Genomic DNA, 15,106 nt, shown 5'->3' on the forward strand with positions numbered 1-15,106 from the left:
TTACCGAGTAGGGCTTGCGCATGGGCGACATTACTTGCTCGCCTGTATCTGCTGCAGATAATAGCGACTCGCTTCCAAATCATTTCCCGTCAGTGCCTGGGCATGGGCGAGCAATAGGGCATTTTCCGGAAATGTCGCCGACGAAAAGGCGCCTGGATAGCGGCGCTGCAACGAAATGATCGCGCGCCAATCGTTCTGCTTGGCCAAAATCGGGGCTTGGGCAGCAGCCTGATCCAAGTGCAAAATTTTCAGCATTGCCAAAGGTGGATGATAAGCAGGATTATGGAGTTCTGCCTCTTTGATTTTGGCCTGCATTTCTTGCGCGGTTGCGCCATTTTCCAGGGCTTCCCACAGTCTGCGATCCATCACCACCGACTGCATACTGGCCTCAACTGCATGCTCTTGCGCTGCCTCCGGTCCGTTGGCATAGCGGGCAATGAAATCCTGCAGAGCTCGTCTTGCCTGCCCTACGCTACCATGATTTATTTGCTTCCAGGTCTTTACTTCAGCAAGTACAAAGGTCATCTCCTCGTCTGGATGCCAGCCATGAAACTTCTTTTGCGTGGATTGTATTTCAGCCATTGCCGCCGCAATATTTTTTTGATTGATTTCCTCCCAGATATGTTTTACCGCAGCATCCAACTCCGGTGAGTTCGCCCCTTTCTCGCCGCTCACTTGTTCCACGATATTGCTCGATTCCTGGCGATTCACTACCGTTGCGACGGCCGGCCGGCTTGTCATGCCAATCAGGAGCACGAGAAGCAGTGCGATGGCATTGCCGTTACCAAGATCCGTGGGGAGATAGCGTCGGTCATGTTGATTGTTCATGCGTTTCCTCCATGCGCCAGCGGCGACGTTTTTTTTGTATAATCACCCAGCCAGAGGCGGTTCCGCCAGCAACCAGCAAGAGGGCAATCAATATCCACCAGTATGGCCGGATAGAAAACAGATAAATCCAGTACCAGGGGCTGTTTCGCCTACCATAGATTTGCTGCCTACCAAACAGGGTCGATTGATATCGGCCTTGCTGATCGATCCAAGCAAAATCTCCACGGAGACCATCCCAGTTTTTCTCCTTTACGAGCTGGTAGCTTGCAGTCTCGAAATCCGCTGCATCGCCCGCGGTGAAGATCAATTTCCACCAATGATCACTCGCTCCATTGCGGCTTTCCATCAGAAAGGCCGCGGGCTGCAGCCCCTGTTCGCCACTCCACGGCGATTTGTCCGAACCGGCGAGTTGCCAGCGCAAGCCATTGGCAAGAAGCTGAACCGGGGCGCCCGCCAATGCAGACTGGGAGAGATGGGATTGGGTAGCGAAGATGATCTCGTTGGTGCCCGCATGAACGCCATCAATTTGTGCGATGGCATCGGGCAGATTGCTTCTGGCAGCCTGGGCGAGCCGCGCAAAAAGAGTCAGGCCGGCGCTCTCCTCCTGTGGCGATGGGTCTAAATAAATCAGACTCAACTTCTCCCCACCTGTCCGCACCAGTGGAAAACCGGTACGGGCGAAGAGGCGGAGATCTGGAAGCATGGCATAGTCGTGGGTAGGCGGAATACGCAGTGTCGATCCCGCCAACAAACTGGCCGTGGCTCCAGTAATCTCCAGGTTGATGTGGTTCATTCCTGCCGCCAAGGTGGAAAAGGGCACCCGGGTTTCGTAGTGGGCCGCACCAAGACCCAGGTGCCACTGGGAGATCCATTGCCCATTGGCCAAAATCGTGATCAGGGGGCGGCGCGTTGTTTTTTTGTCTGGTGTCACATCCAGATTCAATTTCATGACCATTTGTGCCTGGCGATCCGCAAATTGCCCACCTGGCATCCAAAAAGAAAAGTGAATCATCTTGCCAGCCAATATCTCGCCATCCACATCCTGCGAATGGGCGCTGCGAATCGGCACTTCCATGCCGGGCTGTAAGGCGGGAGGATTTTGAACCCGATCAAAATGTGCTTGTGTCGGAGCCAAACTCTTGGGTACCTGCCATACATTGCCAACGGGCACAGCCTCTCGGTTACTCGCGAAGGTGCGCGCCGCCTGCAAGACGTCTGCAGGCGTAGGCCCGGTAATCACGAGATCCACCCCTCCGTCGCCAGCAGCGGAGCGTTGCAGCAGCATTACTGGGCCATTGAACTGCCCTAGTTTGCCATAGCTACCGGACAGTTCTTCTTCGGTTCCGATCACCACCGTCATGGGGGCATGGGAATTTTGCAGCGCGGTCTTTCCTGCGCCAGAAGCAGTCGTCTGTTGCACATGCACAAGGACTGGCGCCTGCGCTCGCAAGGCAATTCCGGCAACCACCTGTTGCGCTGCAGTCAAGATTTGCGGCGTCGGAGCGCCATCCAGCTCTAGAGGTAACGTCCATGCACCACTCTGGCTGGCATCACGAAGCATATCGTCGAAATCTGCAAAATCGACCTTCTGCCAAGGGAGATGATGCGCTTGGTAGCCGAGCGACGAGCGGTAGAGATCAAGCTGAGTCCAAGCGTTGGACTTCGCGGCATCAGGATGGGCAAGCTTCAGTTGGATTTCCACCTCATGCCCACCGGCCGCGATGGCGTGATTGGCGAGACGAATAACCGCCTGTCCTTCCGGATACTTTGGGCTTTCCTGTACCGCACCCACATCGCGGCCATCCAAAGATACCACCAGTTCCGTGCCCGGCGCCGTTCCAGGACTCACGAAGTAGAATAAATGGAGTAAAGCCTGATCGGCTTCTTGCTGTTTGGGGACTGTCCACGGAATTTCCAGGCGCGGGCTTTGCGCAGAAATCTGCGCATACTGCGATCCCTGAATCAGTTCCGCGAGCGAATGCCGCACCGGCGTATCCGCATGTACAACGCCGGGCAACAGCAAAGAAAAACAAAAGATCAGGCCTAGCCAACGCCAGAGAAAACCAGCATTGCGTCCAGCGCTTTCGCAATCTGTCATCGGGATCTTCCAACCGAACGTGGCATGCGGCGCATCATTGCCGTTGATCTGCCGAGAAGATGCATCCCGCTCGCGACCTTGGCCCGCCCCTGCGTGGCCCACAGAAATTTACCCCAATAACCCAGACCTGCCGCCGTTTTGCTGCAGAAATAACTGTAGGAATAGATGAAGCCAACGCGCTTTTTGCGGTGCGCGGAATACCTCGCGACCTGTTCACTATCCGCGTACAAAAGAGCAACGACCTCCTGCTTTTGTGCCACATCGGCATACTGAAACGCTAGTCCTACATTTCCATCCCAGCTGGGCACCAGGACGACGGGCAACGAACTGGTGGAACAAGCGCGAGGGCCTTCCATAATCAGTCGCACCGACAAGATGCTCGCCGATATTTGTTCTACGCTGGCGGGCCAATGCGCATGCCGAAAGCCCACCCCACCCACAGACAAATCACTCACCGGCAGACGAATCACGGTCCCCGATTTGAGCGTGATTTCACCAAGCACGCGCGCATCAGCATCCCCGGTCACAGCGCGATAACTTCCACGCACTTGGCGCCGCTCCAACATGACTACTATGGTGGCGGTAATGATCAGAAAATTCAGCAGCTCCCAAATCATCGTAAACACTAGCTGTGGACGCTCTCCGGGCGAACTGATCCAACGCCATGCACCAACGACCAGCGAGGTAAATATGATCATAAAAAACAGTGCCTGTACGCGAATGGCAGACGATACGAAATCTTGATCCAACTGCTCACCCTTGGGGGTGACCTTAAAGGCAATACTGTTTAGATAGATTCATATGATTATCTGCGGTGTGCAAGGGATCCCCAGAGGGTCTCCTCGATCTCGGATGGGGTACCGGCTCATTTTTCTTCGTACGCCTCTGGGGTTGCGCTTTCCCCGACTGGTGACGGCTTTGCCGGTGGCAATTTCCTGCAAGAGGCTCTGGAGCCATCTGGACCTAGCCTGAGGGGGGAATGGCGCCGACAGCAGGGAGACGTCGGTGCAACACGCGAACGGCGTGAAGGAAGGATAAATCCTGGGCAGCCTGCTGTGTTTGCGCCGCCGCTTCGGTCATCAGATGGCGGATGGCGGCATGGACCAACAGCAAGGCATAGAACTCCTGTTCGACGAGTTCGGGGCGTTTACTGCGCAGGACGACACGGCGATCAGCCAAATGGGTCTTGAGTTCATCGAAGCTGGTTTCGATGGTCCAGCGCTGCTGATACAGGGCGGCCAATTCTGCGGCCGGAGCCTCTTGCGGATCCAGGATGGTGGTCAGGAGTCGATAAGTCGCTTCGGCGTTGGGGATGCCTTCCAGCTGGTATTCAATGACCCGTACACGTACCCCCTGCCGCTGCTTTTTTCGATCCGCGTCATTGGGATAGAGGGTGCTGAGATAGGACCCGTCGGACAGGGGCTGCTCAATGGGGAGTTTCAGGATGCTACTGAGACGAAAGAGCAACTGCGCTCCCGTTGCGCTAGCCTGCTGCCAGAAGTCGTAGCCGTAGAAGCCTCGATCTGCCATGACCAGCATGCTGGCATCGGCATGGGCGATCACGGGCAAAGCCAGTTCCCGCTCACTCTGACCATAGGATCCCGGCTGAGCGTAACACAGGGTATGGGTGCCACATTCGGCCAGCGCTACGAAACGTAATCGGGGAAAGGCGGTGGCGCCGCGGGATGAGGGCGGATATCCATAATGCGCAGCGTTGGGCGCTTCATCGGGCATCTCCAGAGACGAGCCATCCAGCGCCATGAGTCGTTTCCCTCGATACCATACCCCTGCCATCCCCGCCGGACCATGGGGATGAACCTGCTCCTGATACAAAGACCGCAACGGCCCGGCACCGACCCGGCTGCGTGCCTGGGAAATGGCGCCCTTGCTGACCGTGCCCGCCGCCAATCCCTCATCTCCGAGCACCGGGCGCAGCCCTTCCAACACGAGTTGCAACACCTCCTCGTAGGCCACCTGGGCATACAAAACCATGGCCAGGACGAAGTAGACCAACACCTCATGAGGCAAGCCTCTGCGACGCTGACTCTCCACATCATGGTGCGCCAAACTCTCCCGGACCTTGGGCAAAGGACAACGCAAGGCCAGATATCCCACCGTCAGGTAATCCGCCAGCCGCGCCCCGCTGGATAAACGTGCTTTGGTACGGGCCATCGCCATGTCTCCGCAGAAAAACATGGGTGGCATTTTGACAGAAAACTAGCTATCTAAACAGTATTGACCTTAAAGGGACGTTTTCCCGGACGCAGCAGTGTACTAAACAACATTATCGATGCCATTGGTGTCTGCACCATCTCATAGACGTCTGACGTTAAAGGCCAGCGGATTTTCCCATAAATGAAATCGGAATAAATCCACGTCGCCAAGAAGTAGGGCGCACCATAGATCAGATATTGCCCAATGGTTGCGTTATATACCATGATCCCAAACAACAGAAACATGGACGGCGCGAGCATATTGATCATGCGCGCATAGGGGAACAACCAATAGGAAAAACTGGTAATGTAGGTGATCTTTTGCGCGAAACTCAGTCCACGCACGAAAAGAGGATTTTTCATCTGCAGAATCTGGATAGCCCCTTGTGCCCAGCGCACACGTTGGCCGATAAAGCTGGTTACCGTCTCCGGCTGCAGCCCGAGAACCTGGGAGCGGTTCAAGAAGACGCTATGGTAACCCCGTGCGTGCAACATCATCGCGGTCTCGACATCTTCCGTGAGGGTATCGGTTTGAATGCCACCAATCTTCATCAACATGGAGCGGCGGATGATGGCGGCTGAGCCTACAAAAAAACTGGCATCCCATCCATCCAGACCCAACTGTATATATTGTTGAAACAAATCCGTTTCTGGGGGGGAATCTTGGTGAATATCGAGATTCTTCTCAATCGGATCGGGGTTAATGAAACTGTGGGGGGTCTGCACCACGGCGCACAGCGGGTCAACAACAAAAAAGCCTACAGTATTCTCGAGAAAGTCGCGCGTGGGAACATGGTCTGCGTCAAGCACCACCATCAAATCCCCTGGCAAGGATGGTAGGGCGGCGTTGATATTCCCGGCCTTGGCATGGTTATTGTGGACGCGAGTGTGATAGGTCACCTCAAGGCGCTCACAAAGTGCCTGCAGCTCGGTTCGTCGAGCCTGAGCGGCCAGACTGGTCTTTGGATTCTGGCAGCGATCATCCGTGCCGCCATCATCAAGCAGATGGACCCGCAATTTCTCCGCCGGATATGCTACATTCAAGGCACCCAGCAAAGTGATTTCCAAGACATCCACAGACTCATTGTAAGTCGGTACGACGATGTCCACTGCCGGTCAAGCAGAAATGTCCTGGGGCAGCGGAATTGGCTGCCGAGTGCGCGGAGAAAAATTGACAAAAAATCCTAATACTGCATAGATCGCCGCATAAACCTCAGCCGCGAACAATAACGACCCAAATATCGTACTGATTACGCCATAGCCACCAATGGTAAACTCGGCCCGCCACACCAGATAGCGAAAAATCAAATACAAGGCAATAAATATGTTCAGAACCCGCAGCGCATCAACGATCTCCGAGGAGAGACTTAGACGCTTAACGGTGAAGAGCCCCAGCATCATGATGGCGAGCAATGACAGACTCATATAGATCTGCGCCTGATTCTGTATGGGCAACACCGCCAGCATCAGTAGGAGAAGGATAACGATAGCAAAAAAAATTCCGGTGAAGAGGTTGGACCATGACCGGGATGCTTTCCTCATTCGATGATGCATCTTGTCTAGCGACATGAGCTACCCCGCCTTGCGCAATTGCTGCCAATGTTTCTGGTACCACTCCAACGTCCTCTCCAAGCCCTGATCCAAAGCAGTCCCGGGTGTCCAGCCGAGCCGTTCTCGCGCCTTATCGACGTTGAGATACTTGATCGCTGGCCGCTCTCTGTGCGCCCCTGAAAAACTGGGAGTCCGCTCTTCTTTGTCATACAGAATGGAGATTTTTTTGACCACCTCGGCGATGGATGCAGGCGCACCGCTGCCAAAATTAAACGGCTCAGCGCGACACGCGGGCAAGGCCTCTGCAGCACGCATATAGGCCTCGGCCATATCGCCAACATAAAGGAAATCCAGCCGCGAACTGCCATCGTCGCGCGCACCAAAATCATAGGGCATAGCGTTCAGCAGGTTGCGTATCGCGCGCGGTACCAGTCGACTGAAGTTGATATCTCCTGGACCATAGGTGTTCATGAAACGACAGACCACAACCGATAGACCGTAGGCTTCGCCATAACTCCGCGTCACGGCATCTGCCGCAACCTTGGATGATGCATAGATATTGCTAGCGGTACGCGGCGGATCGTCTTCCAGCAACGCACGATCCGTTGTGGTGGCACCATAATAGGCGCCGCTGGACGCCACCACCATACGTTGGACGAATGCACTCTGGCGCATGGCTTCCAGGAGTACAAAGGTACCCATGGCATTCACCTGCAGCGTATCCATGGGCAAGACATTACTGATAGGGACAATGGGTTGTGCTGCCAGATGAAAGATGGTGTCGATCTCGAAGCGCTCGAGTAACAAGCGCACCAAGCCACTATCAGTAATGTCACCAAAGATCATCTGCACCCGGGATTCGAGTCCCTGTAGGCGAAAGTAAGAGAGATCGTGAACCAGCCTATCGAGGACGTATACCTGCGCACCCGACGCGAGCAGTTTTTCACAGAGATGGGCGCCACCAAAGCCCGCACCACCGGTCACCAGGCACTTCTTATCCTGCCAGACGTTGCTCATTTTTTGTCTCCACACTGCTGGCCAGAAAATAATCCCGGTAGAAATTGATGGTTTCCTTCAGTGTTTCCACAAAATTGTCAGCGGGATGAAAGCCGGTGTCATTCATCAGCTTTTCACCATTCAGGTGTTGTTTGGTGATGGCATGCACGGTAGAGGCATTCGCACTGACGCGGACGGCGATGCCGTTGGCAAGGATGCGAGCAGCGCGCTCCTGGTCATAGCCACCTTCCACCTCTGCGCAAGCCTCTACAATCGTGCGCAACATGGTGGGGGTACTCAAATACGTACCGCCAGCCAAGTTGTACACTTCACCACGACACACATTGCAGTGCGCCAGCAAGAGGATGGCCTGCACCAGATCCTCCACATACAGATAATCGCGATGGTGCTCAATTGCATCGAAGTACAGTTCAGGGGCTACCGGCTCCGGCCCGCCATAGATGCTCTGCATCGCCTTGGGTAGCAAACGATACGCACTATTGAAGTCATAGGGGCCATAGATGTTGCACATACGCAGCGTTACCGTGGGTAGACCGAATGCCTCGTGATAAGTGCGCGAAAACACGTCCGCGGCAAGTTTCGCCGAATCATATACGCCAATTCCCCGTAACGGTGTGGTATGTTCAAAATACGAGTCACCATCCATCTCGCCATAAACCTTGTCGGTCGACGATAGGAAGATCATGTTGGGCTTATGCTGGGTCATTCGGCAGGCTTCCAGGATATTGATCCAGCCCATCGTGTTCGCCATGATCGTATCGTACGGTGCAGTCAACGCCTTCTCGATCACCGAGGCGTAGGCAGCAAAATGAAAGATATAATGAAAACGCCCCGCCTCGATGACCTCCTGCATGGCCTGCTTGTCCGTAACGTCGGCTTCCACAACCTGTACTTGGTCACGCATACCCTGCTGTCCGCAATTGATCATCGACGGGCGGCTGGGAGAAGTATCGATGTCCAGCACTGTTACCTCTGCACCGCAGTCCAGCAAGCGGCGGGCCATATGCCCGCCCACGAAGCCAAACCCCCCGGTGATCAACACCCGTTTGGCATGGAAATACTCCAAAATCTGACGCGCCTTCGCGGCATTGTATTGATTGATGTCTTGCAGCATGTTGCCCCCCAAGGGTTAATGTTCTGTTACCCAATTTCTAATGCACTTTCAAATTGCGAAAAAGCAAAAGAGACCCTCGCTGCGAACAGCAGGATGCGTGCCAGAGGACAATTCTTTGAAATATATTGTATATTAGATTATAACTATATTTTGTATTGTATCACGCGCGTTACACAACCGCCGCTCATTTCCATCGATTGCTTATGGAACAAGCACCTACTTATTGCTACGGAGATGTTACGATGCGCTAATTTGGGGGGAAGAATGCACTACCGCTGCGCCCCTTCCGACGGTCAAACCCATTGTCCCCAAAAACTGCCGGAGACCGTCGGAGAAGCTGACTTGCGCCGCCCCCAAGCGAGAGTTCATGACGCGCACATCGGCCTGGGAATGCCGGATATCACCGGGCAGCGCTGGGACCCAGGAAAAATCACCAGAGCCATGCAACGCACACATTGTCGTCGCCAGCTGGCGAATGCTCGTAGCGATTCCCGAACCAATGTTTATCACTCCGTTATCGCCAGCGAACAAGGCGGCAACATTGACCCGGGCCACATCAAACACATGGATAAAATCCCGTTCCTGCAGCCCGTCCCCGCGGATAGTCAGGGGTTCGCGCAAACGCAACTGCTCAACGAAGCGAGAGATGACGCCGCTATAGGGCGATCTGGGGTCCTGGCGTGGCCCATAAACATTGAAATAGCGCAGGCCCATATGCGACAGGTCATACATCTGCTCATACAAGCGCGCGTAGAGTTCATTACTGTATTTTTCCAGGCCGTAGGGAGAAATCGGCGCCACTGGGTCGCTTTCCCGTAGAGGAAGGATTTGCGGATCCCCATACACGGCTGCCGAGGAGGCATACACCACACGCACCCCCCGCTTCCGCGCCAACTCCAGAACAACCACAAAATTCTGAATGTTTTCTGCGCAGGAACGCACCGGGTTTTCAATACTTTTCTGCACGGACACCTGCGCCGCGAAATGGAGGATGCCATCGACATCATCCATCACCGGCTCCCAGAGGAGAGGATTCGCGATATCGCCGGTTACAACCTCCAGACCGGGATGGGATGCTGGCAGATTTTCTCGGCAACCCGTCGAAAAATTGTCCAGCACTCGCACCCGATATCCTTCTTGTAATAGCAGATCAACTGTGTGAGATCCGATAAACCCCGCACCGCCTATCACTAAAATACGCTCTTTTATCATTCTTCCCTCTAATGAATACGAATAAATGTCAAATAATCGATTCGCCGGAAATCCCGGGACAGAAGAAATATGCCAAGGGTATCAACCAGAAACAGGGCCAAAGAAAATCCCATCCCATAGAAGAAAGGACCCGCCCAGAGCGTGAGATAGGTAAAAGCAAAATTCCCCAAAACGAAAAGCATGCTTAACAGCACGGCGCGTGCACGCAAGTCCAGATAAAAATAAACATTCAACAGACTCATAAGCAGGAGTTGCAAGCTCACTCCGATCACGTCGAACTGAAAGATGCGTGCATAACTCTCGGAATAGCCCAACACATGTAATAATTTTGAAGTAAAGGCGAAGGCGAGCAGCACCGTTACGCCTTGTACTTTGGCAATATCCCAGAGACCTGCCCGCGTAGCCAAGATCATCCCGCTCTTGGCGGCGTGCAATTCCTGCAGTGTTCCACCATCCACGATCGCCCGATTATAGGCATCGTAAGCTTCGACAAAATCTGTCTCCAGGCGGAAAAGAAAAACCGCCAGCCCTGGAACGATCAGGAGATAGCTGAGAAAGATGGGTACATCATAAATTGGCGAGGCATGCAGTGGTCCAATGACCTGGGCGCCGGTAGCCGGATTGAACCAAAACAGAAATTTGTCCATCCAGACCCCAGCGTTGAAGGTCAAGCCCACCAGGGATAGTGACCAGAACAGCCGACTTGCGCGACTATTTGGCCATTGTAAGTAGCCAGGGAACTCACGAATTACGGTAACGCCCAAACCGAGAAGAAGAACCCATTGCCCCAGGGCAAACGCAGCGAGATACCCGGTCAATCCCCAGTGGCGACCACAAAACATCCCCAGCAAAACGATTGTTGCATACGCCAGGAAATACCAACTCACCAGCGTCTTATAGTCTTTCAGGCTGGTGCCCATGATCGTCAGCACCCAGACGCCACAGAGCTCGACAAAGCTGACGCCCATCAATATCTGGTAGTGAATCGGGGTATCTTGGAACAATAAAAATAAGACCAAACCGGCAAATACGGCACCTGGTACAATGGTCGTCACCAGCATCGTCACCAATACCGTCACCACGGACCGGGCCTGACGGGCGAAGAGCATATCGGCGATATAGCGGGTAAACAGTAATTGCGGGGGTCCCGTGAAAATAAGCGATACCGCGATGAGATAGGTTACCGAGACCTGAAATTGAATGATCGGCAGAGCGGCAGAGCGATCGCTCAGGGCCAGAAACCCAAGCAACAGAATCCCAAAAATCGACAGCAACCAGGGGCCGGAGGAGACAATGCCGGCGTAGCCGTAGGCCTCGATCAGCGCCAGATACGTGCGCCGGCGCAGGATACGGCGTAGTTCAAACCCAATACCAGCCATGCTCAGCTCTCCCGCAGCGCCGCGCGCTCAAATAGTTGCCGGTAGGCGGAAAACATCTGTTCCTCGCGGTATTCGCCCTCGACTCGTAGTACCGCCTGCGTGCTACAGGCCTGCCACATCTCCGGATTGTCGAGCAATTCGCCGATGGCCAGGGCCAATGCCTCCGGTTCCGCAATGGGCACCACTCTTCCCGCCGCACGGGGTTGGTCAGGATCTGCGCCAAGGATCAGTTCTCGGCAGGAGCCCACGTCCGTGCTGACTACGGGTACCCCTGCGGCAAAGCTCTCCAACACCGAGAGGGGTAGCCCTTCACTGATCGAGCTCAACACCGTCAGGCGAATCTCTGACAATATTTCTGCCACACTACGAAATCCCAGGAACTCTACCTGTTTTTCTAACTGCAGATGGCGCAGCAATATCGAGCACTCGGCGAAATATTCCTCATCCTCCTCCGTCGGGCCAACAATCCAAAAACGGGTGTTTCGGCCCTGATTCCGCGCCACTGCGGCACTGCGGATAAAGGTCTTGATATCTTTGATTGGCACCACCCGGCCAATCAATGCCACGACATCCTGACGCTGCTCATAGGTTCTGCGGCAGGCGACAAAATTTTCCACGGCGATGCCATTGGGAATGGTTTGTAGCTTTGCCGGGCTGGCACCATCGGCTACCTGCAGTGGAATAACGCCAGCATACAGGTTCACAATGGCATATGCTTGGTCGTAACTGATCTTTCCCAATAGGGCAAAAAAATTGATCCAGAGTTGTCGCAGATAATGGATATGTCCCGCACGTTGCAGAAACTCTTCATCTTCCTGAATCCAACGGGCCAACATCAAATCAATGCGCCGCTCCTTGGTATAGATACCATGTTCGGAGATGATCAGTGGACACTCCTGCAGTTGGCTGAGCAAGGCACCAAGGTAGCCGGCATAGCCCGTAGATGGGCATTGTATGATTTTCGCCTGCGGGGCTTTTTCCAGTGCCTGCTGTATCGCCCAGAGGGGGGCGTGCATGCCACGAATGGTCCAGAAATAATCCACAAAAGGCGGCTGATCGGCAATTTCGGCATAGCGTGACAGAAAGCATTGCCAAATCCTCTCTGCATAGAGAAAGTCTAACTGACTAACGGAGAAATTGTTCGCATAGGCATTCAGATCCAATTTTTCTGGCCCGCCAGCGATGCATTTTTTCATTTGTTCATGCGCAGCGGAAACCGTTTCCAGGTTGGAGACGCGATGTCTTGACAACAGCCGATCACGTGGAAAATCCTGGCTATCATGGAGAAAATATTCAGCAAAATAATCGACATTTTCAGGTAGTTCATAAGGTTTTGCCGTATAGTCATCACGCGCACTGCCCAGAAAAATTACGCCAAAACGCTTATCGGAGAAACCTTGAATCATCCGCCTGACCCACGAGGAGACTCCACCGCGGACGTAAGGGAAGGTACCCTCCAGGACCAGCAGAATATCTACGGGTTGGGCGGTCTTTTGCGTCATGCAGCAGACCCCGACCAATAACGATAGGATGGACCATAGCGCGAGGAGAGCGCCAGCTCGGGATGCTGCGCGTACAGTTTCCGCAGACCATCGAGATCGCGCTGCAGATACAGTGCAGCAGCATAATGGGGAGCGAGTACGGCGGGGGCAACGCGATCGCGCTCCGCTTGCTGCAGAAACGTCATGGCCAGATCGGCCTGTCCGGCTTCCAGTGCCGCCAATCCCGCCAACATGGCGGGCAACGCTGCCGCTTTGTCTTCTGCAAGTTCCGCTCCTGGCGGCGTTACCTCGCGCCGCGTTTCCGGTTCGGCAAGCTCACGGGAAACCGCATGTTCGATGTTCCAGCGCAACCACGCCAAATAATCTCGTAAGCGCCGCTGCATACGGGGATTAGAACAATCCTTGATGTCTTCTTGTAGCTGCAAGAGCAGCTCCGTGTTTTCTTGTTCACGCTGATCCAGCGCTGCGTAGGCGAGCAAACGAACTTCCTCCGCCTTATCGCGTAGTGCACTGCGCAGTAGACGGGTCGGCTCCGCAAAACGCGCACTGACGATTTGTGACAGGGCTTCCACCCGCTGGCTGGAGTTTCTAGCGCCGCGCAAGCGCCCAGCTATGGCACCAGGAGTTACACTAGAGGCACGCAGACGAAAGTCTCGCGCCGGCAGGGGCACGATAATCGGCTCTGCAGATGCTGCATGAATGCGCCCGCTCACCGAACGCAGGGCCGTCGCGTAAGCCAATGCCAGAATGGCGCCGAAAAAAGGTAAAAACACAGAGAGCAAAAAAAACAGGATCCATGCCGCAGACCCGTTGCGGCCGGGCTGTTCCCGCGGGACGATCAGGCTGGCCGCTAACGACGCTACCAGGGACACCACCACCCAGAGAAGGATCAGGAAGGTCATGCCTCCTGACCCTCTGCCAAAAGATCTTGCACCTGGACCACCGCATCCCGTTGGTCCACTCTGACGGAATCCCGCCGCTGCAGAATCTGCTCCCAGTCCTCTGGGCAACATTGCCGAATCTGCGCGTCAATACGCTGTAAATAACCATCAACTGCACTGGGCCCCGCAAATGGCAGAAGGACCAACAAAATCGTATGCTGTTCCGAGCGATGCACCCAAAGGACATCGAGTCCACGGCGCAGAGCCTCGATCTTGTTCACAACCAGTTCCGTTACTGCGGTCTCGGCCAATACATAGCGAATACAGAAACCTACTTGCGAGACGACCCTCGCAAGCCGCTGCAGCTGCAAAAGATCCGTGGCGAACTCCGGTGGACAATCTGGCCAGCGCCGCAGAAGGTTTTGCGAAAATTGAGTAGCGCCGGCGTAATTACACAAATATTGAAATAACACTTCAATGATCTGCAGATTTTCCTGACTGATGGCATAAAATGACATATCCTCAACGCCAAGATAATGGCGAATTTCGGTATTATTTTTGTGCACATGGACGCTCAGGTACTGATGAATTTCTCCCAGATCCAAACCGGCAATGTTTTGACTCTGAGCATCCGTTTGGGCGCGGCGCCACACCGGATCCGTTACATCCAGGGGAGACACATTACCAAAAGACGCGATCAACTTGAGACCGGCAGCAGGATCCTGCGTCGAGTACCAGGCCGCAATCTGCACTCCCGCAAGCTGATTGAGAAAGTACAAGGTACGAGAAACAATTTCCGGATTCAGCTCGCCCCGGCTCGCTACCAAGCCTTGGCGCAATTCCTCCACAGCACTGCGAATCGAGATGGGTTGATACAGCAGACTTTGTTCCAAACGGTCCAGGGAGACGCGTGTTACGTAGAGGTCATCCGCGAGTTGGCGCAAACGCGTTGCGGTAATTTCTTCCTCAAGAGCACGCCCCAGCTCCCGCCGCGACCAATAAGAGCTGAACTCCGCGGCGATCAGGATAACCAGTACGGTACCGGCCGCGATCGCCAATCCCTGTGCAACGGGGTAGGGATGCCAGAGAAATGTGGTCGCCAAGATCAATGCCGAACCCAAGGCGGGAAGAAACGCGTAGCGTAGGGCAATCAACAAGGGAATCAGCAATAACCAAGGGAAATCCTCCGTCAGCAGGAGGGGATCCCTGGGATCGAGGAGGCTGCTCAGCAGCAGGGCAAGTGCCGGAAACAGAATTGCCTCCAGCCAGCCCTCGCCTCGCCGTTGAGGCACCGTAAAGAATCCCATCTGG

Annotated in this window: 13 protein-coding genes; all 13 read right to left on the minus strand. The window is 54.5% G+C overall.

Annotated elements, in window-relative coordinates:
• Positions 1-30: 30 nt before the first annotated feature.
• Positions 31-828, minus strand: a complete 798-nt coding sequence (locus M5D89_RS01010; RefSeq protein WP_248883878.1) for a hypothetical protein — start codon at positions 826-828, stop codon at positions 31-33.
• The gene (locus M5D89_RS01015) at positions 812-2,926 is read right to left on the minus strand and encodes a cellulose biosynthesis cyclic di-GMP-binding regulatory protein BcsB (protein WP_248883879.1); all 2,115 of its coding nucleotides are present in this window, start codon (positions 2,924-2,926) and stop codon (positions 812-814) included. The genes M5D89_RS01010 and M5D89_RS01015 overlap by 17 nt, the downstream gene beginning before the upstream one ends.
• Positions 2,923-3,624 (minus strand): hypothetical protein, encoded by a 702-nt coding sequence (locus tag M5D89_RS01020; protein ID WP_248883880.1) that lies wholly within the window; start codon positions 3,622-3,624, stop codon positions 2,923-2,925. The genes M5D89_RS01015 and M5D89_RS01020 overlap by 4 nt, the downstream gene beginning before the upstream one ends.
• Before the next feature lie 265 nt (positions 3,625-3,889).
• Positions 3,890-5,098 (minus strand): IS4 family transposase, encoded by a 1,209-nt coding sequence (locus tag M5D89_RS01025; protein WP_248883881.1) that lies wholly within the window; start codon positions 5,096-5,098, stop codon positions 3,890-3,892.
• 53 nt (positions 5,099-5,151) lie between these two features.
• Complete coding sequence (locus tag M5D89_RS01030; protein WP_248883882.1) at positions 5,152-6,249, minus strand: glycosyltransferase family 2 protein; 1,098 nt, start codon at positions 6,247-6,249, stop codon at positions 5,152-5,154.
• A gap of 6 nt (positions 6,250-6,255) precedes the next feature.
• Complete coding sequence (locus tag M5D89_RS01035; protein ID WP_248883883.1) at positions 6,256-6,564, minus strand: hypothetical protein; 309 nt, start codon at positions 6,562-6,564, stop codon at positions 6,256-6,258.
• A 147-nt stretch (positions 6,565-6,711) separates the two neighbouring features.
• Positions 6,712-7,707, minus strand: coding sequence for an NAD-dependent epimerase/dehydratase family protein (locus M5D89_RS01040; protein WP_248883884.1), 996 nt, complete (start codon positions 7,705-7,707; stop codon positions 6,712-6,714).
• The gene (locus M5D89_RS01045; protein WP_248883885.1) at positions 7,685-8,821 is read right to left on the minus strand and encodes an NAD-dependent epimerase/dehydratase family protein; all 1,137 of its coding nucleotides are present in this window, start codon (positions 8,819-8,821) and stop codon (positions 7,685-7,687) included. Before M5D89_RS01045 ends, M5D89_RS01040 begins: the two co-directional genes overlap by 23 nt.
• Before the next feature lie 237 nt (positions 8,822-9,058).
• On the minus strand, positions 9,059-10,033 hold the full coding sequence (locus tag M5D89_RS01050; protein ID WP_248883886.1) for an NAD-dependent epimerase/dehydratase family protein: 975 nt from the start codon (positions 10,031-10,033) through the stop codon (positions 9,059-9,061).
• A gap of 8 nt (positions 10,034-10,041) precedes the next feature.
• Entirely contained in the window at positions 10,042-11,412 is a 1,371-nt protein-coding gene (pelG, locus tag M5D89_RS01055) for an exopolysaccharide Pel transporter PelG (protein WP_248883887.1), read from the minus strand.
• Between the two features lie 2 nt (positions 11,413-11,414).
• The gene (pelF, locus tag M5D89_RS01060; protein WP_248883888.1) at positions 11,415-12,914 is read right to left on the minus strand and encodes a GT4 family glycosyltransferase PelF; all 1,500 of its coding nucleotides are present in this window, start codon (positions 12,912-12,914) and stop codon (positions 11,415-11,417) included.
• A complete protein-coding gene (locus M5D89_RS01065; RefSeq protein ID WP_248883889.1) occupies positions 12,911-13,816 on the minus strand; it encodes a hypothetical protein in 906 nt (301 codons plus the stop codon). Before M5D89_RS01065 ends, pelF begins: the two co-directional genes overlap by 4 nt.
• Positions 13,813-15,087, minus strand: coding sequence for a PelD GGDEF domain-containing protein (locus M5D89_RS01070; RefSeq protein ID WP_248883890.1), 1,275 nt, complete (start codon positions 15,085-15,087; stop codon positions 13,813-13,815). The genes M5D89_RS01065 and M5D89_RS01070 overlap by 4 nt, the downstream gene beginning before the upstream one ends.
• Between the last annotated feature and the right edge of the window lie 19 nt (positions 15,088-15,106).

It is taken from the genome of Acidithiobacillus acidisediminis (genome assembly GCF_023277115.1).
In the GTDB taxonomy this organism is placed as follows: Bacteria; Pseudomonadota; Gammaproteobacteria; order Acidithiobacillales; family Acidithiobacillaceae; genus Igneacidithiobacillus; species Igneacidithiobacillus acidisediminis.